Below are 24,567 nucleotides of genomic sequence, written 5' to 3' on the forward strand. Positions count from 1 at the left end.
GTCAGCACCCTGGGCGATCAGGCGGCGCAGGTGGCTCTGGTACCAGGTCTTGGCGGCGGGGTTCGTGAAGTCCACGATGGCCATGCCGGGCTGCCACTGATCCGTTTGGAACGTGAGGCCGTTGGTTCTCTTGATGAAGTAACCGTTCTTGGCGCCTTCAGCGAACAGCGGCGACTTCTGCGCCACGTAGGGGTTGATCCACAAGCTGATCTTCAGGCCCTTGGCATGCAGGCGCGCCAGCATGGCCTCGGGCTCGGGGAAGCCGCGCGGGTCCCAGGCGAAGTCGCACCACTGGAACTCGCGCATCCAGAAGCAGTCGAAGTGGAAGACGGCCAGCGGCAGGTCACGGCGCGCCATCTCGTCGATGAAGTGGGTGGCTGTGGCCTCGTCGTATTGCGTCGTGAACGAGGTCGTCATCCACAGGCCGAAGCTCCAGGCCGGCGGCAGTGGCGAGCGGCCTGTCAGCGCCGTCAACCGGCCAACAACTTCCTTGGGCGTGGGGCCGGCAATGACGCAGTAGTCGAGACTTTCGCCCTCGCGGCTGAACTGCACGCGGGCGACCTTCTCCGAGCCGACCTCGAAGGACACCGGGCCGGCCTCGTTGACGAGCACGCCGTAGCCGCGGTTGGTCAGGTAGAAGGGCACGTTCTTGTAGGCCTGCTCACAGGCCGTGCCGCCGTCCTTGTTGGTGTTCTCGACGATCTGGCCGTTCTTGACCCAGGGCGTGAAGCGCTCGCCGAGACCGTAGACGTTCTCGCCCACCGCCAGCGACAGCTGATCGTGGACGTAATTGCCCTTGCCCGCGTACTGGATGTAGCCCAGGCCACGCCAGTCGCTCTTGGTGAGGACGCGGTCGCCTTCGCGGAAGGTCAGCGCCCAGCCGTCGCCCTTCTTGACGTCGACCGAGATCGGTCCGGACGTGAGCGTGGCCTTGGTCTCGCCGTTGACGATCTGCACGGCCGGTTTGCCGGCGCCGACCATGGGGATGTGCAGGCGCGGCGCGGTCGATGCGACGTAGTGCTCCACGCTCACGCGGATCACCCCCTCGAGCGGCGAGCTCAGCGTCACGGTCAACGTGGGGCCTTGCAGCGTGTCGCCACGGTGCTTGATGGGTCGGGTCGTGGCGAGCACGACGAGGCGGTCTTCGTGGACTTCAACGCCATAGGCCTCGGCCGCGTAGTGCGCGGCGACGCCTGGCTGAAGCATCCACTGTCCGTCAGTGAACTTCATGAATCAGTCTTCCTTGAACGAGCGACACATCGGTCGACACCGGCAACAGAGCCTATTTACTTTGTGCGCCGTCCAAACTAATATTGGTCAGACCAACATTTGAACATAACTTTGTTGGTCGGACCAATAGAACACAAAAGGGGGGCAAGACGTGGAAGCTGAAACGAGCGGCAGCCAGCAACAGCTCAAGCGAATGAACCGCATGGCTGTTGTGAGGCAGTTGTGCGCCCAGCCAGGACTGTCGCGCGCTGCCTTGGCGACGGCCGTTGGCCTCACCCGCTCCACGGTCGGCGCTCTCGTCCGCGGTCTGCTGGCCGAAGGCTGGCTGATGGAGCGGGAGGTCGTTGCCACAGGCGACATGGGCCGCCGCCCCACGCCGCTGTTCATCGACCCAACGCGCCTGCTGCTTATTGGTGCCGAGGTCGGTATCGAGTCGGCACGCGTCGTGGCCACGTCGCTGACCGGGACGGTCCACGCCTGCAGCGTCGCTCCCTACGGCCCCAGTCCCACGGCGCAGAGCTGCATTGCGAGCCTGGCCGGCGCGCTGGAAGGCCTGCACTCGCATTTCAGCGCCGGGCAGCGCTTACTCGGCATCGGCATCGGGCTGCCAGGCGGCGTCGACGAGGCGCGCGGCGCCGTCAAGTTCGCGCCCAACCTCCGCTGGCGCAACCTGCCCTTTGCAACACTGTTGGCCGATGCGCTGCGGCAGACCTGGCTTGCCGGCACACCGCTATTCGTTCAGAACGAGGCCGACGCGGCCGCGCTGGGTGAACTGGAGTTCAACCCAACGCCAGATTCGGACCCGTTGATCTACGTCTCCATCAATCAGGGGCTTGGAGCGGGTGTCATCGTTGGAGACCGCCTGCAAACGGGGAGCCGCGGCTATGCAGGCGAGGTCGGTCATATGGTGCTGCAGTTCAACGGGCCTCGCTGTTCATGCGGTCGACGTGGTTGCGCGGAGGCATTGATCGCGACACGCGCCATCCAGCGTGGCGACGGCAGCAGCGCACGTCTTGGTTCGCTCGAAGAGGTCCGCGCTCATCTAACGAAGCAAGACCCGGAAACAGTGAAGGCGGTGGCCTCCGCTGGCCACCATTTGGGCATGCTGCTGGTGAACCTTGCGGCGGCGTATGACCCTGGCAGCATTGTTCTCGGCGGCTCCGTCATCGAGCTCGGCGATCCTTTTCTGCAGCCTGCTCTCGCTGCATTGAATGCCAATGCCGTTGCGGGCGGTTCACCCGTGCCTGGTGTCCGCACCTGCCGATTTGGCGCAAATGCCGTGGCCATCGGCGCAGCGGCGCTGGTGCGCCACCGTCTGACGCGCCCTACCCTGTCCACGCAACACGTCGGCACTGCAGTCAGTTCCGTGCAGGAGATTCACTGATGTACCTGGGTATCGATCTCGGCACCTCTGAGGTAAAGCTGCTGCTGCTGGATGGCACTGGCCGAATCGTTGGCACAGCGGGCAGCCCGCTCACGCTGTCCAGTCCCGAACCACTTTGGGCTGAGCAAAATCCCGCTCAATGGCGGAGCGCGACGGATGCGGCCGTTGCCCACCTGCGAGCCGCCCACCCGGCCGAATTTGCCGCCGTACGCGGCATCGGCCTGTCAGGCCAGATGCACGGCGCCGTGCTGCTCGGCGAGGCAGATGCCGTGCTGCGCCCCGCTATCTTGTGGAACGACGGCCGCAGCCACGCCGAATGCGTGGAACTTGAAGCAAAGGCGCCACGCCTGCATGCCATTGCCGGGAATGTGGCCATGCCAGGCTTCACCGCCCCGAAGCTGCTGTGGGTCAAGAAGCAGGAGCCCGAGGTCTTCTCACGCGTCGCCAGCGTGCTGCTGCCCAAAGACTGGCTGCACCTGCAACTGACCGGCGACAAGGTCTCCGAGCCGTCCGACGCCGCCGGCACGCTGTGGCTGGACGTGGCGCGCCGCGACTGGTCCGACGAGCTGCTCGCCGCCTGCGGACTGACGCGTGCGCAGATGCCGCGCCTCGTCGAGAGCAATGCACCCAGTGGCGTGCTCAAGCCTGAACTGGCCAAGGCCTGGGGCCTGGGCGCTGACGTGATCGTTGCCGGCGGCGCGGGTGACAACGCCGCCAGCGCCATCGGCATTGGCGCGACGCAGCCGGGTGATGGCTTCATTTCGCTCGGGACGTCGGGCGTGATCTTCGTCGTCAACGACCGCTACCGCCCCAACCCGGCATCGGCCGTGCACGCCTTCTGCCATGCCCTGCCCGAGCGCTGGCACCAGATGAGCGTGATGCTGTCGGCCGCAAGCTGCCTGCGCTGGTTTTGCACGCTCGTTGGCGCCGATGAGGCAACGCTGCTGGCCGAACTTTCTTCTTCGCCAAATGACAGCGCAGTCAACGCGCCCATCTTCCTGCCCTACCTGGCCGGTGAGCGCACACCGCACAACGACCCGTTTGCTTCGGGCGTCTTCCATGGTCTGAAGGCCAACACGACACGCACCGACTGCACCTACGCCGTGCTCGAAGGCGTCGTCTTCGGTCTTGCGGACGGCCTGGACGCGCTGCGCGCGGCCGGTACCGAAGTGCAGCAACTCTCCCTCGTCGGCGGCGGTTCGCGCAGTGCCTACTGGGCGCAGCTGATCGCCGACACGTTGAACGTCGAGATCGTCGTGCACGCCGGCAGCGAAGCCGGTGGCGCCCTCGGCGCCGCGCGCCTCGGCTGGCTTGCAACCGGCGGCAGCGTCGAAACCGTCTGCACCCGCCCCGACATCGCCGCCCGCTTTACCCCCAACCCCGAACGCCATGCGCTGCTGACCCCACGGTTGGCGCGCTTCCGTGACCTTTACCGCCGCCTGCGCGGCGCCTGACCTCCAACCATGACGAGCTACTTCAACCACATCGCGCCCATTCGTTTCGAGGGCGCCGACAGTCCCCACGACCTGTCCTTCAAGCACTACGACAAGGACCGCATCGTGCTGGGCAAGCGCATGGAAGAGCAGTTGCGCTTCGCCGCCTGCTACTGGCACAACTTCGTCTGGACCGGTCTCGATCCCTTCGGCGGCGCGACCTTCGAGCGCCCCTGGTTCCAGGGCGGCTCGCCGATGGAGCTGGCCAAGCTGAAGGCCGACGCGGCCTTCGAGTTCTTCGCCAAGCTCGGTGTTCCCTACTACTGCTTCCACGACCGCGACGTCGCCCCCGAAGGCGCCACGCCGCGCGAGAGCCACGACAACTTCCTGCGCATGGTCGACGTGCTCGGCGAGAAGCAGCAGGCCACCGGCTTGAAGCTGCTGTGGGGCACGGCCAACCTGTTCAGCCACCGCCGCTTCATGAGCGGTGCGGCCAGCAACCCCAACCCTGAGCTGTTCGCGATGGCGGCCCTGCAGGTGCGCGACGCGATGGACGCCACCCTCAAGCTCGGCGGCGAGAACTATGTGCTGTGGGGCGGCCGCGAGGGCTATGAGACGCTGCTGAACACGCGCCTGGGTCAGGAGATGGACCAGCTCGGCCGCTTCCTGAACATGGTGGTTGAGTACAAGCACAAGATCGGCTTCAAGGGCGCCATCCTCATCGAGCCCAAGCCGCGCGAGCCGTCCAAGCACCAGTACGACTTCGACACCGCCACCGTCTACGGCTTCCTGGTGCGCTATGGCCTGGAGAAAGAGGTCAAGGTCAACATCGAGGCCAACCACGCCACGCTGTCGGGCCACAGCTTCGAGCATGAGATCGCCACCGCCGGCGCACTGGGCATCCTCGGCAGCCTGGACATGAACCGCGGCGACCCGCAGCTGGGCTGGGACACCGACCAGTTCCCCAACAACGTGCCCGAGACGGCCATCGCGCTGTACCACGTGCTGCAGGCCGGCGGCCTGGGCTCGGGTGGCCTGAATTTCGACGCCAAGGTGCGCCGCCAGTCCATCGACGCGGCCGACCTCTTCCACGGCCACATCGGCGGCATGGACGTCTGCGCCCAGGCCCTGCTGATCGCCGAAAAGATGATCAACGACGGCCGCCTGAAGGCCGCTGTGGACAGCCGCTACGCCGGCTGGGACACGAGTGCCGGCCAGGACATCCTGCAAGGCCGCCGCACGCTCGCCGACCTGGCCGAGCAGGTGCTCATTGCGAACACGGATGTGGCGCCGGTCTCCGGCCGCCAGGAAGTCTTCGAGAACCTCGTCAATCGCTTCTGCGGCTGAAGCCTCTGCGATGAAAGCCGATGTACCGCTCTTTCGATTGAGCCAGTGCGACACAGCCGCCCTGCCCCAGGACGCCATGACCGCACTGACCTACTCCAGCCCCTTCCCCGCCGATTTCATCTTCGGCGTGGCCGCCGCAGCGCCCCAGATCGAGGGCGCCGCCTTCACCGACGGCAAGGGCGAATCCATCTGGGACCGCTTCTGCCGCGAGCCCGGCAAGGTCCACGACGGCGACACGCTGGACGTCGCCTGCGACCACTACAACCGCTTCGACGAGGACTTCGCGCTGATGGCCTCGCTGGGGCTGAAGTACTACCGCCTGTCGCTCGCCTGGCCGCGCATCTACCCCAACGGCGACGGCGAGCTGAACCAGGCAGGCCTGGACTTCTATCACCGCCTCTTCGCCAGCATGAAGAAGCACGGCATCGAGCCCTGGGTGACGCTGTTCCACTGGGACCTGCCGCAAGCCCTGGAGGACCGCGGTGGCTGGACGTCGCGCGTGACGGTCGACGCCTTCGGCCGCTATGCCGACACCGTCGTCAAGGCCTTCGCCGGTGAGGTCAAGCACTGGATCACGATGAACGAGATCCGCTGCTTCACCCAGCTGGCCTATGGCTATGGCACCAAGGCGCCAGGCCGCAAGGAGAGCGCGGCCGTCGTCAACCAGACCTTCCACCACGCCCTGCTCTGCCATGGCCACGGCGTGCGCGCGGTGCGCGAGTTCGGCGGCGCTGGCGCCGTCGTCGGCCTCACCGACAACTGCGATGTCTGCATCCCCGTCACCGAGACGCCGGCCGACATCGCCGCTGCCAAGGCCTGGTTCATGGAGAAGAATGCCCATGTGCTGGGCGCCATGCATGCCGGCCACTACCCGGCCGATTACCTGGCTCGTGCTGGTGCCGATGCGCCGCAGGTCGAGAGCGGCGACTTCGACCTCATCAGCCTGCCCACCGATCACCTCGGCCTGAACATCTACACCGGCACCTATGTGCGCGCCAGCAGGAACGGCGCCTCCGGCAAGTCTTGGGAGGCCGTGCCCTTGCCCGCCAACTATCCCAAGGCCGACAGCCCCTGGCTGCATATCGCACCCCAGTCCATCTACTGGGCCACGCGCTTCGCTCACGAGTGCTACGGCCACGCGTCGCTCTACATCACCGAGAACGGCTGTGGCTACAACGACGAGCCGGTGGTGAACGGCGAGGTGCTGGACCTGCACCGCCGCGACTTCCTGCGCAACCACCTGCGCGAAGCCCATCGCGCCATAGCCGACGGCGTGCCGCTGCACGGCTACTTCCTGTGGTCCTTCATCGACAACTACGAGTGGGAAGACGGCTACCAGCGCCGCTTCGGCATCGTGCATTGCGACTACGCGACGCAGGTGCGTACGCCCAAGCTGTCGGCCCTGTACTACGCCGACATCATTCGCGAGCGGTGCATCCTGTGAACGCGAGCACCCTTCACCTTGAGCGCGTCGTGCCGCCCGCGGCGGACCGCCTGCCCATACGGCAGAAGATCGGCTTCGGCCTGGGCTCCATCCTCGACATGTGGGGCCACTGGCTCTACCCGTCGCTGGCCTTCCAGGTTTTCAACATCTTCCTCGGCGTCGCACCCGGCCTGATCTCCACGGTGCAGATGATCAAGATCTTCATCGACGCCGGCTCGGACGCGATCTTTGGCTGGTTCTCGGACAACACGCGCACACGCTACGGCCGGCGCCGACCGTTCATCCTCGTCGGCGGCGTGCTCGCCGGTATCGGCCTGCCGCTGATGTTCGCCGTGGGCAGGGGCTGGACGGACACGCAGTACTTCATCTTCATGCTGGTCAGCACGGTGATCTACGTGCCCATCATGAGTTGCTTCAACATGCCCTGGAACAGCCTGGGCGCGGAGATGACGCCGGACTACCACGAGCGCACGTCCGTGATGGCTGTCCGCGCCGTCATCCAGAAGGTGCCCGAGCTGGGGATGTTCTTCGCCGCCCAATTCACGACGCTGGCGATCTTCAACGGCGCCAACGGCAAGCCCGACATCCTGCGCGGCGCCCAGACCTACAGCGCCATCCTCGGCGCCGTCATGGTGGCGGTGTCCATTGCCATCTTCCTGATGGTGCGCGAGCGCTACTACGAGAAGCTGGTCTCGCGCACGCAGACCCACATCCCGTTTGCCGACACGCTGTGGCGCACGCTGCGCTGCAAACCCTTCCGCCGCGTTCTCGGCATGATGCTGGCCTATGGCATCGGCACGGCCATGGTGTCGACGCTCGGGTACTACACCACGGTCTACTACGTCTGCCAGGGCGACATCGCGCTGGGCGCGAAGTGGAACACCGCCATGGGCGTGTCAGGCACCGTCTTCGGCTTCGCGGGCATTCCGTTCTTCGCGATGCTCGCGCGTCGCAAGGGCAAGCATGTGGCGATGGCCACTGCGCTGAGCCTGGCCATCTGCGCCTTCATCGGCGATTGGTGGCTGTACGACCCCGCGCGGCCCTACCTGCAGCTCTTCGCCTGCGGCCTGGTCGCCTTCACCGGCGCGGGCTTCTGGATGATCTATGGCTCCACGCTGGGCGACATCGTCGACTATGACGAACTGCAAACGGGCCAGCGCCGCGAGGGCTCGTTCTCGGCCTGCCAGTCGTGGATCTCCAAGTTCGGCATCGCCTTGGGCGTGGGCGCCTCGGGCTGGATCCTGCAGTTCACCGGTTTCGATGCCAAGCAGGCGGTGCAGGACCCACAGGCGATCTTCACGATGCGCCTTCTTCTGTCGGGCGTTCCGGTCATCGGCCTGGTGCTGGCGCTGATCTCGCTCGCCCGCTTTGAGTTGACCGAGCGACGCATGCTGCAGATCCGCGGCGAGCTCGAAGCCACCCGGGGGCAGGTATGACGCTGTCACGCACCGATTCCCCTGAAACATCCATCGCAGAAATCATGCGCCACCCCAAGTCTTCCTTTGACGGTTTCAACGCACTCTGGTTTGCGTCCTGCCTGACATTGAGCACCCTCGCTCATGCTGCAGAACCCGCGAAGCTGGCCCAGCCTTTCGAATGGAAATCCAGCGAGCCGCTGATCAAGCCGCCCGCCGACGCGAAGAACATCTTTGGCGTCAAGGATCCGACCATCGTCTACCACGACGCCCGCTATCACGTCTTCATGACCACGGCCGGGAAGAACGGCTGGGGCATGGCCTACACGACCTTTGCGAACTGGGAGGAGGCCCCCAACGCCCCTCAGTTCATGCTCGAAAAGTCCCCCATCGGGCCCGGCTATCGCGCAGCACCCCAGGTCTTTTACTTCGCGCCGCAGAAGCTCTGGTATCTGATCTACCAGGGCGGCGACCCACTGTATTCCACGACCAGCAACATCGCCGATCCCCTGTCGTGGACAGCACCGAAGCCCTTCTACCCGACCATCCCGGCAAGCGTCAAAGACGCCAAGGGCAATGCGTCCTGGTTGGACTTCTGGAACATCTGCGACGACAAGAAGTGCTATCTCTTCTTCACTGGCGACAACGGCAGCTTTTACCGCGGCGAGACGACGATGGAGCGCTTCCCTCAGGACTTCTCCGAGCCCGTCGTCGTCATGGAAGAGAAGCGCGATGACATGTTCGAAGCGAGCAACACCTACAAGATTGCTGGCACGAACCAGTACTTGACGTTGATCGAGGCGATGGGGCCCAAGGGCAGGTATTTCCGGGCCTGGACAGCCGATCGCCTGGACGGGAAGTGGCAACCCGTTCCCGGCGCCCCGATGAACATGTTTGCCGGCACTGAGAACGTCAAGTTCAACGGCCGGATCTGGTCCGAAGGCGTGTCCCATGGCGAACTGATCCGCGATGGGGTCGACCAGACGTTGAGCATCGACCCCTGCCAGCCGCTGAAATTCCTCTACCAAGGCCTGGACATGGAAAAGAACAAGAAGTACGAATACATCGAGCTGCCCTATCGGCTGGGCCTGATCACCGCCACCGCGCCGAACGCCATCAGCGAGTTATGCAAAAAATGAAGGCCGCTGCCAGGCCGGAAAGCGCAGCGCCGATGCCGGCGACGTGCGCCCGCAACTTTGTCTACAGAGGACTCACGACGTGACTTCGCTCCGCTCCCTGCGCCGCCGCCAGATGCTGGCTGCTGCTGCCCTGCCGCTCATGACCACCGCATCATTCGCTGCGCCGCAGCAGCGCCGCATCGTGCTCGACCTGGCCGAAGCGAAGCAGCCGCTGGACCGCTTTTTCGACCACTGCGTCGGCGCTGACTACCCCGGCACGACCTACCGCGAAGACGCACTCGCACAGCTGAAGACAACCGTCGACGAGCTGGGTTTCCGCTACCTGCGCTTCCACGCCATCTTCCACGACGTCTTCAAGACGGTGACGCGCGATGCCGCAGGCAACCTCGTCTTCGACTTCACCAACATCGACAAGCTCTACGACGCGATGCTGGCGCGCCGCATCAAGCCCTTCGTCGAGCTGGGCTTCACGCCGCTGGCGTTGAAGACGTCGGACTTGAAGGTCTTCTACTGGGCCGGCAACACCTCTCACCCCGAGCCCACCGGTTGGGTCGCGCTGATCGACGCCTTCACGCGCCACCTGCTGCAGCGCTATGGCGAGAAGGAGGTGCGCAGCTGGTACTTCGAAGTCTGGAACGAACCCAATCTCGATGGCTTCTGGGAGAAGGCCGACAGGCAAGCCTACTTCGACCTCTACACCCGCACGGCCAAGACCATGAAGGGCATCGACGCGCAATTGCGCGTGGGTGGCCCGGCCACCGCCGGCGCCTGGTGGGTGCCCGAGTTCCTCGCGCATGCGAAGGCGACCGGCACGCCGGTGGACTTCGTCACGACGCACACCTACGGCGTGGATGAAGGCTACCTGGACGAGTTCGGCAAGGAGGACCGCGTGCTGTCCAAGTCGCCCGACGCCATCGTGGGCGACGTGCGGCGCGTGCGCAAGGAGATCGAGGCCTCGCACCTGCCGGGCCTGCCGCTGTTCTTCACCGAATGGAGCAGCAGCTACAACCCACGCGACCTCGTGCACGACAGCTACATGAGCGCGCCCTATGTGCTCACCAAGCTCAAGCAGACGCAAGGCCTGGCCCAGCACATGAGCTATTGGGTCTACAGCGACTTGTTCGAGGAACCCGGCCCGCCGGACGCGCCCTTCCACGGCGGCTTCGGCATGATGACGCGCGAAGGCGTGAGGAAGCCCGTGTGGTTCGCCTACAAATACCTCGCCGCCCTGGCCCGGCTGGATGGCAAGGAGATCCCCAGCAGCGACGAATTCAGCTGGGCCGCGACGAATGGCGAGCAGGTCCAGGCCCTGGTGTGGAACTGGCGACTCCCGGACCAGAAGGCCAGCAACCGCAGCTTCTTCAGCAAGCCGCAGCCGGCCAGGGACGCGGGCACCACCACCATCGAGTTGCGCCATTTGCCGCCCGGCCGCTACACGCTCACACAGCGCCGCACCGGCTACGAGATCAACGACGCCCACACCGCCTATCTGAAGATGGGCTCGCCCAAGAACCTGGATGCCAAGCAGCTCGCCACGCTGCAAGGCCTGACGACGGACAAGCCCAAGCTGCAACGCGAGCTGGTGGTCGGCGCAGCCGGCACAGTCACGCTGAACGTGAAGCTGCGCAGCCATGACGTCGTGCTGTTGAGCCTGAAAAAGGTGGGCGCTTGACAGCGCCCCACGTTGCCGCCGCGCGTCAGTGCTTCGCCAGGCTGGTGGCCTCCGTCTGCCTGGCAATCGTTGCAGCCACCGTCAATGCGCAGGGCGAGCCGGCCGCGGGCACGAAGGAAGCCCGCGCCAACCTCAACCGGGCCGTGGTGCTGGCGTCTGACGACGTGCCGGCGTTCGCCGCACCGCCGAAGGGTTTCGCAGACGAGAGCCCGGACATCCGCCATGGTCAGACGCAGGAATTCAGCTACGAGTCGGCCGTCACGCAGACCCGGCGCAAGGCGGTGGTCTACCTGCCGGCCGGCTATGCCTCGGATCGTCGCTATCCCGTCCTCTACCTGTTGCACGGCATCGGCGGCAACCAGCACGAGTGGAGCGGCTACGTTCGCGCCACCGTCGTCCTCGACAAGCTGATCGCATCGGGCGCGGCCGAGCCCATGATCGTCGTCATGCCCAACGGCCGGGCCCGCGCCGATGACGGTCCGCCGCCGCCGGACCAGGCGTTCACGCCCGGGCACATCGCCGCCTTCTCAAGCTTCGAGGCCGATCTGCTGCGCTCGCTGATCCCTGCAGTCGATGGCAGGTATTCAACGCTCGCTGATGCACCACACCGCGCCATTGCGGGCCTTTCCATGGGCGGCGGCCAGGCCTTGAACATCGGACTGATCCACCTCGACACCTTTGGCTGGGTCGGTGGCTTCTCGTCCGCACCGAACACGAAACCCGCCGCCGAACTGCTGCCCGACGCGGACAGCGCGCGCCGCCAGCTGAAGCTGCTGTACCTGTCCTGCGGTCGCCAGGACGGGCTGATCAGCGTCTCGCAGGCGCTGCACCGCGCACTGCGTGACGGCGGCATCCCGCACATCTGGCACGTCGATGCCCATGCGCACGACCGCGAGAGCTGGGCAGAAAACCTCCATCACTTCGCGCAGCGAATCTTTCGCTGAGCAGACCGTCGCACCCAAACACAACACGGAGACAACATGCGCCGCATCACCTTTCTCGGACTGAGCGTCTTGCTGACGCTCGCACCCTGTGCCGCCGCGCTGGCACAAGGCAAGGGCACCATCGGCATCGCGATGCCCACCAAGAGCTCCCAGCGCTGGATCGCCGACGGCGACAACATGGTCAAGAGCCTCAAGGCGCTGGGCTACCAGGTCGACCTGCAGTACGCCGATGACGAGATCCCGAACCAGCTCGCGCAGCTGGAGAACATGGTCACCAAGGGTTCCAAGGCCCTGGTGATCGCGTCCATCGACGGCACCACGCTGTCCGGCGTGTTGCAGAAGGCCGCCGAGAAGGGCATCAAGGTCGTCGCCTACGACCGGCTGATCCGCGGCTCGAAGAACGTCGACTACTACGCCACGTTCGACAACTTCCAGGTCGGCGTGCTGCAGGCCGAGTCCATCGTCAACCGGCTCGGGCTGAAGCAGGGCAAGGGGCCCTTCAACCTGGAGGTGTTCGCCGGCTCGCCCGATGACAACAATTCGGGCTTCTTCTACGACGGCGCCATGAGCGTGCTGAAGCCCTATCTGGATGGCGGCAAGCTCGTCGTGCGCAGCAAGCAGCTGGGCGCCATGAAGGTGGGCATCCTGCGCTGGGACACCGCTACCGCCCAGGCGCGCATGGACAACCTGATGTCGGCCTTCTACGGCAAGGACAAGCTGCACGCGGTCCTGTCGCCTGCAGACATCCTGTCGATCGGCATCATCTCTTCGCTGAAGGGCGTGGGCTACGGGACGCCGAGCCAGCCGATGCCGGTCATCACGGGACAGGACGCCGACCTGCCGTCGGTCAAGGCCATCCTGCGCGGCGACCAGGCCTCCACCGTCTTCAAGGACACCCGCCAGTTGGCCAAGGTCACGGCCGACCTCGTCGATGCGGTGCTCAGCGGTCGCACACCGCAGGTGAACGACACCAAGACCTACAACAACGGCGTCAAGGTGGTGCCCTCGTATCTGCTCAAGCCCGTGGCGGTCGACGCGACGAATTGGAAGCCGGTGCTCGTCGACAGCGGCTACTACAAGGAAGGGCAGCTGAAGTGAAACTGCCCCTCGCCCAACCTCGCGTCGCTGAACGCGAGCGAGTCTGGTCGGTCCCCCGCGGGGACGGCGATGCTTGCGGCGTCGAACCGCAAGCACATCGCCAGTGCGGGCCGGCTTGGGAGCGGCCCGGCGCTCGGCCCGCCCAGCCCTCAAGGGGCAGCTGACGTGGCAACCTTAGACAATCAGCCCGCCCCGCTGCTGGAGATGCGCGGGATCGGCAAGAAGTTCCATGGCCTGGTCGCCCTCCGGCATGTCGACCTGGTTGTCCAGCATGGGCAGATCCACGCGGTGGTCGGCGAGAACGGCGCCGGCAAGTCCACGTTGATGAAGATCCTCTCGGGGGTCTATCCGCACCCGGACTACGAAGGCGAGATCCGGTTCGCCGGGGAGCCGCAGCACTTCTCCGGCATACGGCAGAGCGAGGCGCTCGGCATCGTCATCATCCACCAGGAGCTGGCGTTGATTCCGCAACTCTCCATCGCCGAGAACCTCTTCCTCGGGCACGAACGCGCCCGGCGCGGCGTGATCGATTGGGCTCGCACCAACGACCAGGCCGTCGAGCTGCTGCATCGGGTCGGCCTTCAAGAGTCTCCGAATACGCTGGTGAAGGACATCGGCGTCGGCAAGCAGCAGCTCGTGGAGATTGCCAAGGCGCTCGCCAAGGACGTGAAGCTGCTGATCCTCGACGAGCCCACGGCCAGCCTCAACGAGGACGACAGCGCCGCCCTGCTCGACCTGCTGAAACGGCTGCGCGGCAACGGCGTCAGTTGCGTGCTGATCTCCCACAAGCTCAACGAGATCGCGGAAGTGGCCGATGCCATCACGGTGCTGCGCGACGGCTCGACCACCGCCACGATGGACTGCAGCGAAGCACCGCCGGAGGAAGCCGCCATCGTTCGCGCCATGGTCGGGCGGGACATGCAGGATCGCTATCCCAAGCGGCAGCCCAATCCTGGCGAGATCCTGTTCGAGTTGCGCGACTGGTGGGTCGAGCACCCGCTTCACGTCGGCCGCGAAGCCATCAAGGGCGTCAACCTGAACGTGCGCCGCGGCGAGATCGTCGGCATCGCCGGCCTGATGGGCGCCGGGCGGACGGAGCTGGCGATGAGCGTGTTCGGCCGCTCCTGGGGGCGGCGCATCCGCGGCTCCGCCTGGATGGGCGGTCAGCAGGTCGACGTCTCGACCGTCCGGCGGGCCATCAAGTCCGGCCTGGCCTATGTCACCGAGGACCGCAAGGCCCTGGGGCTGGTGCTGCGGGAGAGCATTGCCCGCAACACCAGCCTGTGCCGGCTCGAAGGCATCTCCCGCTTTGGCGTCATCGACGAGGCCCGGGACAACGCGGTGGCGAATGACTTCCGGCAGCGCCTGGCCACCCGCTGCGCGAGCGTCCAGCAGCCCGTCGGCGACCTTTCGGGCGGGAACCAGCAGAAGGTCGTCCTGGCCAAGTGGCTGTTCACCGACCCTCAACTGCTCATCCTGGATGAGCCCACCCGCGGCATCGACGTCGGCGCCAAGTTCGAGATCTACAGCCTGATCGCCAGCCTGGCCGCCCAGGGGCGCTCGATCCTGATGATTTCGTCCGAGCTGCCCGAACTGCTGGGCATGTGCGACCGCCTCTACCTGATGAACGAGGGTGAGCTGGTGGCCGAGATGCCGGCCGCCGGCGCCACCCAGGAAACCGTCATGCACGCCCTCGTGGGCACCCATTGAAAACCATCGCCATGCCTTCTTCGTCCCTGCGCAACTTCCTCGCATCGCATCTGCGCGACTACGGCATGCTGCTGTCGCTGGTCTGCATCATGGGGTTCTTCCAGGTGCTCACCGACGGCACCCTGCTGCAGCCGCTGAACCTGACCAACCTGTTCCTGCAGAACAGCTACATCGTGGTCATGGCCCTCGGCATGCTGCTCGTCATCGTCGCCGGCCACATCGACCTGTCGGTGGGTTCCATCTGTGGCTTCATCGGCGCCCTGGCGGCCATCCTGATGGTCGAGCGGGGTTGGCCGGTGCTGCCATCCGCCGCCGTTTGCCTGGTCGCCGGCGCGCTCATCGGCGCTCTGCAAGGCTGGTTCGTCGCCTATTTGAAGATCCCCTCGTTCATCGTCACCCTGGCCGGCATGCTGGTGTTCAAGGGCCTGGCGCTGGCACTGCTGGGCGGCCAGTCCGTAGGCCCCTTCCCGGACACCTTCCAGCTCCTCAGCAGCGGCTTCCTGCCCGACTGGCCAGGGGGCGAGGAGCACCACCTCAGCGCGCTCGTCATCGGCTTCGGCCTGGTGGCCTGGCTGGCCTGGCGGGAGCTGGCCGCGCGCGGCAAGTCCGAAGCGCGCGGCGCGGCACCGGAGCCGGCGGCGCTGTTCAGCCTGCGGCTGCTGGCCCAGTCGGGCGCCCTGGCTGCGCTGGTGTGGCTGCTGGCTTCGTACAAGGGCCTGCCCAACGTGTTGCTGCTGATGGGTGCCCTGATCGGCGCCTACGTCTTCCTGACCCAGCGCACGACGCTCGGCCGGCGCGTCTACGCCCTCGGCGGCAACGAACGCGCCGCGCGGCTGTCCGGCGTGCCGACGGAGAAGCTGACGCTGCTGTGCTTCGCCAACATGGGCGTCATGGCAGCGCTCGCCGGCCTGGTCTTCGCGGCCCGCCTCAACACGGCCACGCCCAAGGCGGGCCTGGGCTTCGAACTCGACGTGATTGCCGCCTGCTTCATCGGCGGGGCCTCGGCGTCGGGCGGCGTCGGCAAGGTGCTCGGCGCGGTCATCGGCGCCTTCATCATGGGCGTGATGAACAACGGCATGTCCATCCTCGGCGTGGGCATCGAATGGCAACAGGTCATCAAGGGCGTCGTGCTGCTGGCCGCCGTGGTCTTCGACGTCTACAACCGCCGCAAGGGCGGCTGACGCCGGCCAGCCCGGTGATGCCATGACGCAGCAAGCCGCTCTCCACGTCGACGCGCCGAAGCGGCGATGGCAGCGGTGGACGCTGATCCTGGCACTGATGGCAGCGCACCCGGCCGCGCAGGCCGCCGAGCCGCAGTCGCTGCGCATCGTCGCGCCGACCAGCCAATCCATGCCCATGCTCAGGATGGCAGAGGACAAGCCTGTCGACGGCGTGCTCAAGGAACTCGGCGAACTGCTGGCGCAGCGCCTGGGCCTCAAGCCGGTGTTCGTGCCGCTGCCCAGCAAGCGCGCAGGCCCCGCCGTGGCGTCAGGGGCTGCCGATCTGCTGTGCTACGTCAAACCCGAGTGGCTCGAGGGCACGCTGCTCTGGACGCGTCTTTTCCTGTCGGGCACGGGGATCATCGCGGCGGGCGCGAACGCCCCCGCCGTGGCGCAGCTCCAGACGCTGGCGGACGAGCCGCTGGGTACGGTCCTGGGCTACCACTATCCCGCCCTCGTCTCGGCATTCCGGCAGCAGATCCGGCGGGAAGACGTTGCCGATGCCGAGACCAACCTGCGCCGGCTGGCTTTCGGCCGTGTGCGCTACGCGGTCACGGATCGCGCCGCGCTGGCCTACTACGTCAGGCTCAACCCGGAGGCCGGACTGCGTGAGATCCTTGAAGTCGAGCACTACCAGTTGGGCTGCGCGCTGACACCCGGCAAGCCGGCGCTGCTGCAGCCGCTGAACAAGGCCATCGACCGGATGATGGTGGACGGCTCGCTGGCGTCAGTGCTGAACCGATACCGCTGAAAACCGGGCGTTCAGGCATCCATGCTGGACGCGGGCTTTTTCGCCGGAACGAAGTTTTGGTAAGACCAAACAGCACCAAAGAGACGATCCTTCCCCAGCGTCACGACCACGGGTAAGCACTGGTCTGACCAAATAACAAACTTATGGCAAAGTGGCAAGACCGCAAACTTTGCCATTCCAACGCGCCCTCCCCGCCGCGATGCCCGCGCTCTCCGCTTCCTCGCCGCCCTCGCCCCTGCTCAGCATGCAGGGCGTCTGCAAACGCTTCGACAACGTCACCGCCCTGTCGGGCGTGGCGCTGGACGTGCGCGGCGGTGAAGTGCATGCGATCTGCGGCGAGAACGGCGCCGGCAAGTCGACGCTGATGAAGATCCTGAGCGGCGTCTACACCCCCGACGAAGGCGAGATCCACATCGATGGCGAGCCTGTGCGCATCCAGGGGCTGCACCATGCGCAGGCCCTGGGCATCGTCATGATTCACCAGGAGCTCAACCTGGTGCCCCACCTGACGGTGGCCGAAAACATCTGGCTCGGCCGCGAGCCGCGCCGCGGCTGGTTCGTCGATAGCGCCCGGCAGCGCGAAGGGGCTCGCACCTGCCTGCAGCGCCTGGGCGTGGATATCGATCCCGACGCCGAGGTTTCGACCCTGTCCATCGCCCAGCAGCAGATGGTCGAAATCGCCAAGGCCCTATCGATGCAGGCGCGGCTGCTCATCATGGACGAGCCCACCTCCTCGCTGGGCGAGGCCGACGCGACGCGCTTGCTCAACGTCGTGCAAGACCTCAAGCGCGAAGGCGTGGGCATCGTCTACATCTCGCACCGGCTCGACGAGCTGGATGTGATCGTCGACCGGGTCACCGTGCTGCGCGACGGCCACTACATCGCGACGCGCCTCTGGGCCGAGACCTCCATCGACGAGATCGTCAGCTTGATGGTGGGCCGCGAGTTGAACCAGCAATTCCCGCCGGCGACGCGGCAGCCTTCCTCCGAAGTGCTGCTGCGTGTGCGCGGCCTGCGGCGCGAGGGCGTCTTCGGGCCACTGAACTTCGATTTGCGGCGCGGCGAGATCCTCGGCTTCGCCGGCCTGGTGGGCGCCGGCCGCACCGAGGTTGCGCGCGCGCTGTTCGGCGCCGATGCGGTCGACGGTGGCGAGGTTGAACTGGCCGGCGAGCGGCTGGACATCCGCTCGCCGCGCGATGCCATCGCCGCAGGCATCGCCTATGTCTCGGAAGACCGCAAGGCCCACGGGCTGGCGGTGAAGATGAGCGTGGCCCACAACATCACGCTGGCCAACCTGGGCGCGCTGGCCAGTGGCCTGGGCTTCATCGACGCGGCCGGCGAACGCAGCACCGCCGAGCGCTACATCGCCGAGCTGGCCATCCGCACACCGTCGCCGGACCAGATCGCCCGGCTGCTGTCGGGCGGCAACCAGCAGAAGGTGGTCATCGCCAAATGGCTGTTCCGCCAGGCCCGGGTCATCCTCTTCGACGAACCGACGCGCGGCATCGACGTGGGCGCCAAGTACGCCATCTACGCGCTGATGGACCGGTTGGCGGCCGAGGGCGTCGGCGTCGTGCTGATCAGCTCGGAGCTGCCCGAAGTCCTCGGCATGAGCGACCGCGTCGCCGTGTTCCGCCAGGGCCAGCTCGCGAGCATGCTGGAGACCCGCCAGTGCAGCCAGCACGACGTCATTCGCCATGCCTCGGTCGGCTCCTCCGAGCCGGCCATGCGCAGCGCGGCCCTCCTTGAACCGACTACATGAACGACCGCCAGAAAGATCTGATCCAGAAATTCGCCGCGCTGACGGGCCTCCTCATCCTGATGCTCGTCTTCTCGCTGACGAGCAACGCCTTCTTCTCGGTCGGCAACGCGATGACGGTGTCGCTGCAGGTGACCACCATCGTCTACCTGGGCATCGGCGCGACGCTGGTGATCCTGACCGGTGGCATCGACCTGTCCGTCGGCTCGGTGCTGGCCCTGTCCGGCGTGGTGGCGGGCATGCTGGTCAAGAGCGGCATGCCGGTGGCGCCCGCCATGGTCCTGGGCGTCGTCGTCGGCGCGCTGTGCGGTGCCATCAACGGCCTGTGCGTGACGCGGCTGCGGCTGCCGCCCTTCATCGCCACGCTGGGCATGATGCTGGTGGCGCGCGGTGTCGCGCTGCAGCTCACTGACGCGCGAGCCATCTCGGGCCTGGGCGAGGCCTTCGGCGCGCTCGGCAACGGCGCGCTGTGGCGCATCGAGAAGATCGACGAACAGGGCTTCCCCGACGTCGTCTTTCCCGGCATCCCCTACCCCGTGCTGCTGATGATCGTGCTGGCCATCGCGGCCGGCATGCTGCTCCGGCGCACCACGCTCGGGCGGCATCTGCACGCGGTGGGTTCCAACAGCGAGGCGGCGCGGCTGTCGGGTGTGAATGTCGGGCGCGTCGCGATGTTCGCCTACGTCGCCTCGGGCGCGCTGGCCGGTCTGTGCGGCTGCGTGCTGATGTCCCGCCTCGTCACCGCGCAACCCAACGAGGGCGTCATGTACGAGCTTGACGCCATCGCGGCGGCCGTCATCGGCGGCACTTCGCTGCTCGGCGGCGTCGGCACGATCTCCGGCACGCTCATCGGCGCGTTCGTCATCGGCATCCTGCGCAACGGGCTGAACATGAACGGCGTCTCGTCCTTCACGCAGCAAATCATCATCGGCCTGGTCATCCTCGTCACCGTCTGGATCGACCAACTCCGCAACCGGCGTTGAAGACCGGTTCCATCCCCAGGAAACATTCCATGCCCCGCCATTTGATCCACGCGCTCATGAGCGCCTGCCTGGCCCTGCTCGGTGCCGCAGCCCAGGCCGGCGAGATCGCCGTCATCGTCAAGACGACCAACTCGACCTACTGGCAAAACGTCAACAAGGGATCCGAGACCGCCATCAAGGAAATTCCAGGCCACACGCTGACCTTCTCCGGGCCGGCCAGCGAATCGGCAATAGCCGACCAGGTCAACCTCGTCGAGAACGCGATCAACCGGCGTGTCGCCGGCATCGTGCTGGCCCCCTCGGACCCCGACGCGCTGGTACCGGTCATCAAGAAGGCCTGGGAAGCGCGCATCCCGGTCGTGCTGATCGACTCCCATGTGTCCGAGGCCGGCAAACCCTACTACCAATCCTTCCTGACAACGGACAACCGCGCCGCTGGCGAGCTCTGTGCCAAGCAGCTGATCGACAAGATCGGCACCACCGGCAAGGTGGCCGTCATGTCCTTCGTGGCGGGCGCAGGCTCCGAGGTCGGCCGCGTGGGCGCCTTCACGAGCTATCTGAAGGCGAACTCCAAGCTCGAGATCGTCGGGCCCTTCTATTCGCAGTCGCAGATGGCGACCGCCATGAACCAGACCACCGACGTGCTGGCTGCCCATCGGGACCTGAAAGCCATCTTCGGCGCCAACGAGCCCACCGCCGTCGGCATGGGCCGCGCCCTGGTGCAGAGCGGCCGCGCGGGCAAGCTGGTCGCGATCGGTTTCGACGGCAACCAGGACCTGCAGAAATTCGTCCAGGACGGCACGCTCGCGGGCATCGCGGTGCAGAGCTCCTTCCAGATGGGCTACCTCGGCGTGAAGACCGTGTCCGACGTGCTGCAGAAGAAGCCCGTGTCCAAGTTCCGCGACACCGGTGTCGTGTGGGTCAGCAAGGCCAACCTGCAGTCGCCCGAGGCCAAGGCCGTCCTGTACTGAAGTGAACCTGCGACGACTTTCACTGCAACACATGAACCGCCTTCCCAGTCGCTCCCTTCCTGGCGCCGGTCTGCCGCTGACCACGCTGGGCCTGGGCGCCGCCGCGCTGGCCGGCCTGTACGAAGCCGTGGACACCGCCACGGCCACCGCGACGCTGCAGGCCGCCTGGAGCGCCGGCATCCGCTATTTCGACACAGCCCCGTTCTACGGCTACACGCGCAGCGAGCGCCGCGTGGGCGAATTCCTGTCACGCCACCCGCGCGACAGCTTTGTGCTGTCCACCAAGGTCGGGCGCGTCATGCATGCCGACCCGACGGTGGCGGCCGGCAGTGACGACTGGGCCGACCCGCTGCCCTACCGCCCGGTGTACGACTACAGCTACGGCGGCGTGCTGCGCTCCTTCGAGGACAGCCTGCAGCGCCTGGGGCTGGCACGCATCGACATGCTGTTGGTGCACGACATCGGCCGCCTGACCCACGGCGACGGGCACGACGTTCATTGGCACGCGCTGACCACGGGCGGCGGCTTTCGCGCCCTGGAGGAGCTGCGCAGCCAGGGCGTCGTGAAGGCCATCGGCCTGGGTGTGAATGAATGGGAAGTGGCGCAGCAGGCACTGGCCGCCGCAGCGCTGGACTGCGTGCTGCTGGCCGGCCGCTACACCCTGCTTGAGCAGGGCAGCCTCGGTTTCCTGGACCATTGCGCGGCGACCGGCGTCGGCGTGGTTATCGGCGGTCCCTTCAACTCGGGCCTGCTGGCCGGCCAGGCCAAGTACAACTACGGCAGCGTGCCACCGGAGGTGATGCGCCGGGCCCGGGCCCTGGACGCCACCTGCGCGGAGTTCGGGGTGCCGCTGCAGGCGGCGGCCCTGCAGTTCCCGCTCGCGCATCCGGCCGTCACCAGCGTGCTCGCGGGCATGCGCTCGCCCGAGCAGGTGGCGGCCAACGCCGCCTGGATGGCTCGCGCCATCCCGCGCGAGCTCTGGCACCGACTGCGTGGCCGCGGCCTCATCGCCGGCAACGCGCCCCTGCCCGACAGCGGCCCGCAGGACGACTGATGAGGGTCGACGCACATCAACACTTCTGGCGCCTGGTCGACCGCGAGTGCCAGTGGCCGCCGGCTTCGCTGCAGGCCATCCACCGTGACTTCGGCCCCGACGACCTGGCACCCCAATTGCAGGCAGCCGGCGTCGATGCCACCGTGCTCGTGCAATCGCTGCCCAGCGTGGCTGACACGCATTGGATGTTGTCGGTGGCCGAGCGCACGCCGTGGGTGAAGGGTGTCGTCGGCTGGGTCGACTTCAAGGCGGCGGATGCGGCCGCGCAGATTGACGCGCTGGCCCGCCACCCACTGCTCAAGGGCCTGCGCCCCATGCTGCAGGACTTGCCGGACGACGACTGGATCGCCGACCCCGCCTGTGACCCGGCCGCCGAGGCCATGCAGCGCCACGGCCTGGTGTTCGACGCGCTCGTGCTGCCGCGGCAGTTGCCCGGGCTGCGCCGCTTCGCCGAGCGCCATCGAGGCTTGAGCATCGTCATCGACCATGCAGCCAAGCCGTTCATCGCACGCGGCGAGATCGAGCCCTGGCAAACCCACGTGGCCGCGCTGGCCGCCCTCCCCCAGGTCCATTGCAAGCTCTCGGGTCTGCTGACAGAGGCCGGTGAGCGCCGCGACGCCGCAGCGCTTCACCCCTACGCCCAGGCACTGTGGACGCTGTTCGGCCCCCAGCGCCTGCTGTGGGGCAGCGACTGGCCGGTGCTGCGCCTGGCCGCCGATTACGCCGACTGGTGGCAGCTCGCCCACCAGCTGGCTCACCAGTTTCAACCCATTCCCCAGCCTGACGACCTACGTGCGCTCTTCGGGGGTAATGCCAATCGCATCTACCGCCTTGCCTTGACTGACTAGCACCATGCTGACTGTTTCCTGCGAATCCCCCGGCATCCTCGTCGCCCACGACCGCCCGCGCCCGGAGCGCGGCCCCGCCGAGGTGCTGTTGCGCGTCAAGCGTGTGGGCGTGTGCGGCACCGACCTACACATCTTCACGGGCCACCAGCCCTATCTGAACTACCCCCGCGTCATGGGGCACGAGCTGTCCGGCATCGTGGAGGAAGCCGACGCGGACAGTGGGCTGAAGCCAGGCGACGCGGCCTACGTGATGCCCTATCTGTCCTGTGGCCACTGCATCGCCTGCCGCCAGGGCAAGACCAACTGCTGCGTGCGCATCCAGGTGCTGGGCGTGCATCGCGACGGCGCCTTCGCCGAATATGTCAGCGTGCCGCAGCGCTTCGTTGGCAAGGCAGGCGACATCACGCTGGACCAGGCCGCCATGCTGGAATTCCTCGCCATCGGTGCGCATGCCGTGCGGCGCGGCGAAGTCGCCGCCGGCCAGCGCGTGCTGGTGGTGGGTGCAGGCCCGATCGGCATTGGCGCAATGATCTTTGCCGGTCTGCGCGGCGCGGTCGTCACGGCCCTGGATGGCCGCCAAGACCGGCTCGATTTCGCGCTGAAGCATGTCGGCGTGGCTGCGGCCGTGCCGCTCGGCGAGGGCGACGAGGCGCAGCTGTCGGCACTCACCGATGGCGAGTTCTATGACGTGGTGTTCGATGCCACCGGCAACCCCGGTGCCATGGAACGGGGCTTTCGCTTCATCGCCCACGGCGGGCGCTACGTGCTGGTGTCCATCGTGCAGGGTGACATCCGCTTCTCCGACCCCGAATTCCACAAGCGCGAGGCCACGCTGCTCAGCAGCCGAAACGCCACGACGGAAGACTTCGAGACGGTCATGAAGGCGATGCGGGAGGGCCTGGTGCCCGACGCGGCGCTCGCCACTCACCGCATGACGCTGGCTGAAGTACCTGTCGGCTTCCCGCGCCTGCTTGACCCAGCGGAAGGCGTCATCAAGGCCATCGTCGAATGCTGAATCCGGCAACGAGGGAAGGCCAGCCGATCCTGCAGTTCGGCACCAGCCGTTTCCTGCAGGCGCATGTCGACCTGTTCGTCAGCGAAGCGGCCGAGCGCGGCGAGGCACTGGGCGGCATCACGGTCGTGCAGAGCACCGGCAACCCGGCCAGCACGATGCGCACGCAGGCGCTGGCGCGTGCCGAAGGATTCGACGTCGTGGTGCGCGGGCTGTCCGACGGGCAACCCGTCGAGTCCCGCAAGACCTGCAGGTCCGTGCGTGAAGCCTTCCATGCCGCCGACGACTGGACGGCCGTGCGCGCACGAGCCCGCGGGCCGGTGCAGGTGATCGTCTCCAACACCGGCGACGGTGGCTGGGCACTGGCGCCGGAAGACGCCGCGGGCCTGCTGGCCGACGGCGCCACGGCGCCCGCCTCTTTCCCCGCCAAGCTGCTTGTGCTGCTTCACGATCGCTGGCAGGCTCGGCCGGGCGCCGAGTTGACGCTGCTGCCCTGCGAACTGGTGTCGCGCAACGGCGATGCCCTGCGCGAGCTGGTCGTGGCGCTGGCGCGGGCATGGCAATGCGCGCCCGCCTTCGTCGACTGGCTGCAGACACAGCCGGTCTGGGGCAATTCGCTGGTGGACCGCATCGTCTCGGAAGCCCTGGAGCCCGTGGGCGCCGTGGCCGAGCCGTATGCACTGTGGGCCGTCGAGTCCCAGCCGCGGTTGCAGCTGCCCTGCCGCCATCCCGACATCATCCTCACCGATGACCTCGCCCGCTACGAGCGGCTCAAGTTGTTCCTGCTCAACCTCGGCCACACCCTGCTTGCCGAGGGGTGGCTGACGGCCCGTCTCGCCGCCGACATGACCGTGCGTCAAGCCATGCATGAGCCCACCCTGCGCAACCCGCTCGAGCAGGCATGGGAGCAGGAGGTGCTGCCGGTGTTCGAAGCGCTCGGACAAGGCGAAGAGGCGCGCGACTACCTCGCCGTGCTGCGCGACCGGTTGCTCAACCCCTTCCTGGCCCACCGCCTGGCCGACATCGCCCAGAACCACGTCCTCAAGAAGGCACGGCGCCTGCAACCGGTCGTCGACCTCGCGCGCGAGCACGTGCCCGGGCTGCCTCAGCCGCGCCTGCGGGCCGCGCTCGCCGCCCACTGAACAAGGAACAC

Annotated in this window: 20 protein-coding genes; 19 read left to right on the forward strand and 1 reads right to left on the reverse strand. The window is 66.8% G+C overall.

Features of this window, described 5'->3' with window-relative positions:
• Positions 1-1,230 (reverse strand): alpha-xylosidase (yicI, locus tag AC1D29_RS28230; protein WP_477903855.1); only part of this gene is annotated, 1,230 nt, incomplete at its 3' end.
• A gap of 151 nt (positions 1,231-1,381) precedes the next feature.
• Here yicI and AC1D29_RS28235 point away from each other — a divergent pair.
• The 19 genes from AC1D29_RS28235 to AC1D29_RS28325 all read left to right on the forward strand — a co-directional run bounded on the left by AC1D29_RS28235 (position 1,382) and on the right by AC1D29_RS28325 (position 24,556).
• Positions 1,382-2,614: an ROK family protein gene (locus tag AC1D29_RS28235; RefSeq protein ID WP_477903857.1), complete on the forward strand. Its 1,233-nt coding sequence runs from the start codon at positions 1,382-1,384 to the stop codon at positions 2,612-2,614.
• Complete coding sequence (gene xylB, locus AC1D29_RS28240) at positions 2,614-4,068, forward strand: xylulokinase (protein ID WP_477903859.1); 1,455 nt, start codon at positions 2,614-2,616, stop codon at positions 4,066-4,068. The genes AC1D29_RS28235 and xylB overlap by 1 nt, the downstream gene beginning before the upstream one ends.
• A gap of 9 nt (positions 4,069-4,077) precedes the next feature.
• Positions 4,078-5,394: a xylose isomerase gene (xylA, locus tag AC1D29_RS28245; protein WP_477903861.1), complete on the forward strand. Its 1,317-nt coding sequence runs from the start codon at positions 4,078-4,080 to the stop codon at positions 5,392-5,394.
• 76 nt (positions 5,395-5,470) lie between these two features.
• Positions 5,471-6,838, forward strand: a complete 1,368-nt coding sequence (locus AC1D29_RS28250) for a GH1 family beta-glucosidase (RefSeq protein ID WP_477903863.1) — start codon at positions 5,471-5,473, stop codon at positions 6,836-6,838.
• Positions 6,835-8,274, forward strand: coding sequence for an MFS transporter (locus AC1D29_RS28255; RefSeq protein ID WP_477903865.1), 1,440 nt, complete (start codon positions 6,835-6,837; stop codon positions 8,272-8,274). The genes AC1D29_RS28250 and AC1D29_RS28255 overlap by 4 nt, the downstream gene beginning before the upstream one ends.
• Positions 8,271-9,392 carry a glycoside hydrolase family 62 protein gene (locus AC1D29_RS28260; protein WP_477903867.1) on the forward strand — a complete coding sequence of 374 codons (1,122 nt, stop codon included), beginning with the start codon at positions 8,271-8,273 and terminating at the stop codon, positions 9,390-9,392. The genes AC1D29_RS28255 and AC1D29_RS28260 overlap by 4 nt, the downstream gene beginning before the upstream one ends.
• A 79-nt stretch (positions 9,393-9,471) precedes the next feature.
• A complete protein-coding gene (locus tag AC1D29_RS28265) occupies positions 9,472-11,064 on the forward strand; it encodes a GH39 family glycosyl hydrolase (RefSeq protein ID WP_477903869.1) in 1,593 nt (530 codons plus the stop codon).
• A complete protein-coding gene (locus AC1D29_RS28270) occupies positions 11,061-12,008 on the forward strand; it encodes an alpha/beta hydrolase (protein ID WP_477903871.1) in 948 nt (315 codons plus the stop codon). Before AC1D29_RS28265 ends, AC1D29_RS28270 begins: the two co-directional genes overlap by 4 nt.
• Before the next feature lie 36 nt (positions 12,009-12,044).
• The gene (gene chvE / locus AC1D29_RS28275) at positions 12,045-13,106 is read left to right on the forward strand and encodes a multiple monosaccharide ABC transporter substrate-binding protein (protein ID WP_477903873.1); all 1,062 of its coding nucleotides are present in this window, start codon (positions 12,045-12,047) and stop codon (positions 13,104-13,106) included.
• Positions 13,107-13,310: 204 nt separating this feature from the next.
• Positions 13,311-14,816 carry an ATP-binding cassette domain-containing protein gene (locus AC1D29_RS28280; protein ID WP_477903974.1) on the forward strand — a complete coding sequence of 502 codons (1,506 nt, stop codon included), beginning with the start codon at positions 13,311-13,313 and terminating at the stop codon, positions 14,814-14,816.
• Positions 14,817-14,827: 11 nt separating this feature from the next.
• Entirely contained in the window at positions 14,828-15,997 is a 1,170-nt protein-coding gene (gene mmsB / locus AC1D29_RS28285; RefSeq protein WP_477903875.1) for a multiple monosaccharide ABC transporter permease, read from the forward strand.
• Between the two features lie 22 nt (positions 15,998-16,019).
• Positions 16,020-16,787: a substrate-binding periplasmic protein gene (locus AC1D29_RS28290; protein WP_477903877.1), complete on the forward strand. Its 768-nt coding sequence runs from the start codon at positions 16,020-16,022 to the stop codon at positions 16,785-16,787.
• A gap of 199 nt (positions 16,788-16,986) precedes the next feature.
• Complete coding sequence (locus AC1D29_RS28295; protein WP_477903879.1) at positions 16,987-18,549, forward strand: sugar ABC transporter ATP-binding protein; 1,563 nt, start codon at positions 16,987-16,989, stop codon at positions 18,547-18,549.
• Positions 18,546-19,529, forward strand: a complete 984-nt coding sequence (locus AC1D29_RS28300) for an ABC transporter permease (RefSeq protein ID WP_477903881.1) — start codon at positions 18,546-18,548, stop codon at positions 19,527-19,529. The genes AC1D29_RS28295 and AC1D29_RS28300 overlap by 4 nt, the downstream gene beginning before the upstream one ends.
• A gap of 29 nt (positions 19,530-19,558) precedes the next feature.
• Positions 19,559-20,500 carry a substrate-binding domain-containing protein gene (locus AC1D29_RS28305; protein WP_477903883.1) on the forward strand — a complete coding sequence of 314 codons (942 nt, stop codon included), beginning with the start codon at positions 19,559-19,561 and terminating at the stop codon, positions 20,498-20,500.
• 31 nt (positions 20,501-20,531) lie between these two features.
• Positions 20,532-21,554 carry an aldo/keto reductase gene (locus tag AC1D29_RS28310; protein ID WP_477903885.1) on the forward strand — a complete coding sequence of 341 codons (1,023 nt, stop codon included), beginning with the start codon at positions 20,532-20,534 and terminating at the stop codon, positions 21,552-21,554.
• Positions 21,554-22,402 carry an amidohydrolase family protein gene (locus tag AC1D29_RS28315; protein WP_477903887.1) on the forward strand — a complete coding sequence of 283 codons (849 nt, stop codon included), beginning with the start codon at positions 21,554-21,556 and terminating at the stop codon, positions 22,400-22,402. Before AC1D29_RS28310 ends, AC1D29_RS28315 begins: the two co-directional genes overlap by 1 nt.
• 4 nt (positions 22,403-22,406) lie before the next feature.
• Positions 22,407-23,417, forward strand: coding sequence for a zinc-binding alcohol dehydrogenase family protein (locus AC1D29_RS28320; RefSeq protein ID WP_477903889.1), 1,011 nt, complete (start codon positions 22,407-22,409; stop codon positions 23,415-23,417).
• Positions 23,411-24,556, forward strand: a complete 1,146-nt coding sequence (locus AC1D29_RS28325; protein ID WP_477903891.1) for a mannitol dehydrogenase family protein — start codon at positions 23,411-23,413, stop codon at positions 24,554-24,556. The genes AC1D29_RS28320 and AC1D29_RS28325 overlap by 7 nt, the downstream gene beginning before the upstream one ends.
• Positions 24,557-24,567 lie beyond the last annotated feature (11 nt).

Source organism: Roseateles sp. P1_C6, from assembly GCF_056406315.1.

Bases quoted from the DNA above. Each gene is read 5' to 3' on its own strand.
- xylB (WP_477903859.1), top strand. From the start codon at position 2,614: ATGTACCTGGGTATCGATCTCGGCACCTCTGAGGTAAAGCTGCTGCTG.
- xylA (WP_477903861.1), top strand. From the start codon at position 4,078: ATGACGAGCTACTTCAACCACATCGCGCCCATTCGTTTCGAGGGCGCC.
- AC1D29_RS28250 (WP_477903863.1), top strand. From the start codon at position 5,471: ATGACCGCACTGACCTACTCCAGCCCCTTCCCCGCCGATTTCATCTTC.
- AC1D29_RS28260 (WP_477903867.1), top strand. From the start codon at position 8,271: ATGACGCTGTCACGCACCGATTCCCCTGAAACATCCATCGCAGAAATC.
- chvE (WP_477903873.1), top strand. From the start codon at position 12,045: ATGCGCCGCATCACCTTTCTCGGACTGAGCGTCTTGCTGACGCTCGCA.
- AC1D29_RS28280 (WP_477903974.1), top strand. From the start codon at position 13,311: ATGCGCGGGATCGGCAAGAAGTTCCATGGCCTGGTCGCCCTCCGGCAT.
- mmsB (WP_477903875.1), top strand. From the start codon at position 14,828: ATGCCTTCTTCGTCCCTGCGCAACTTCCTCGCATCGCATCTGCGCGAC.
- AC1D29_RS28290 (WP_477903877.1), top strand. From the start codon at position 16,020: ATGACGCAGCAAGCCGCTCTCCACGTCGACGCGCCGAAGCGGCGATGG.
- AC1D29_RS28295 (WP_477903879.1), top strand. From the start codon at position 16,987: ATGCCCGCGCTCTCCGCTTCCTCGCCGCCCTCGCCCCTGCTCAGCATG.
- AC1D29_RS28300 (WP_477903881.1), top strand. From the start codon at position 18,546: ATGAACGACCGCCAGAAAGATCTGATCCAGAAATTCGCCGCGCTGACG.
- AC1D29_RS28305 (WP_477903883.1), top strand. From the start codon at position 19,559: ATGCCCCGCCATTTGATCCACGCGCTCATGAGCGCCTGCCTGGCCCTG.
- AC1D29_RS28310 (WP_477903885.1), top strand. From the start codon at position 20,532: ATGAACCGCCTTCCCAGTCGCTCCCTTCCTGGCGCCGGTCTGCCGCTG.
- AC1D29_RS28315 (WP_477903887.1), top strand. From the start codon at position 21,554: ATGAGGGTCGACGCACATCAACACTTCTGGCGCCTGGTCGACCGCGAG.
- AC1D29_RS28320 (WP_477903889.1), top strand. From the start codon at position 22,407: ATGCTGACTGTTTCCTGCGAATCCCCCGGCATCCTCGTCGCCCACGAC.
- AC1D29_RS28325 (WP_477903891.1), top strand. From the start codon at position 23,411: ATGCTGAATCCGGCAACGAGGGAAGGCCAGCCGATCCTGCAGTTCGGC.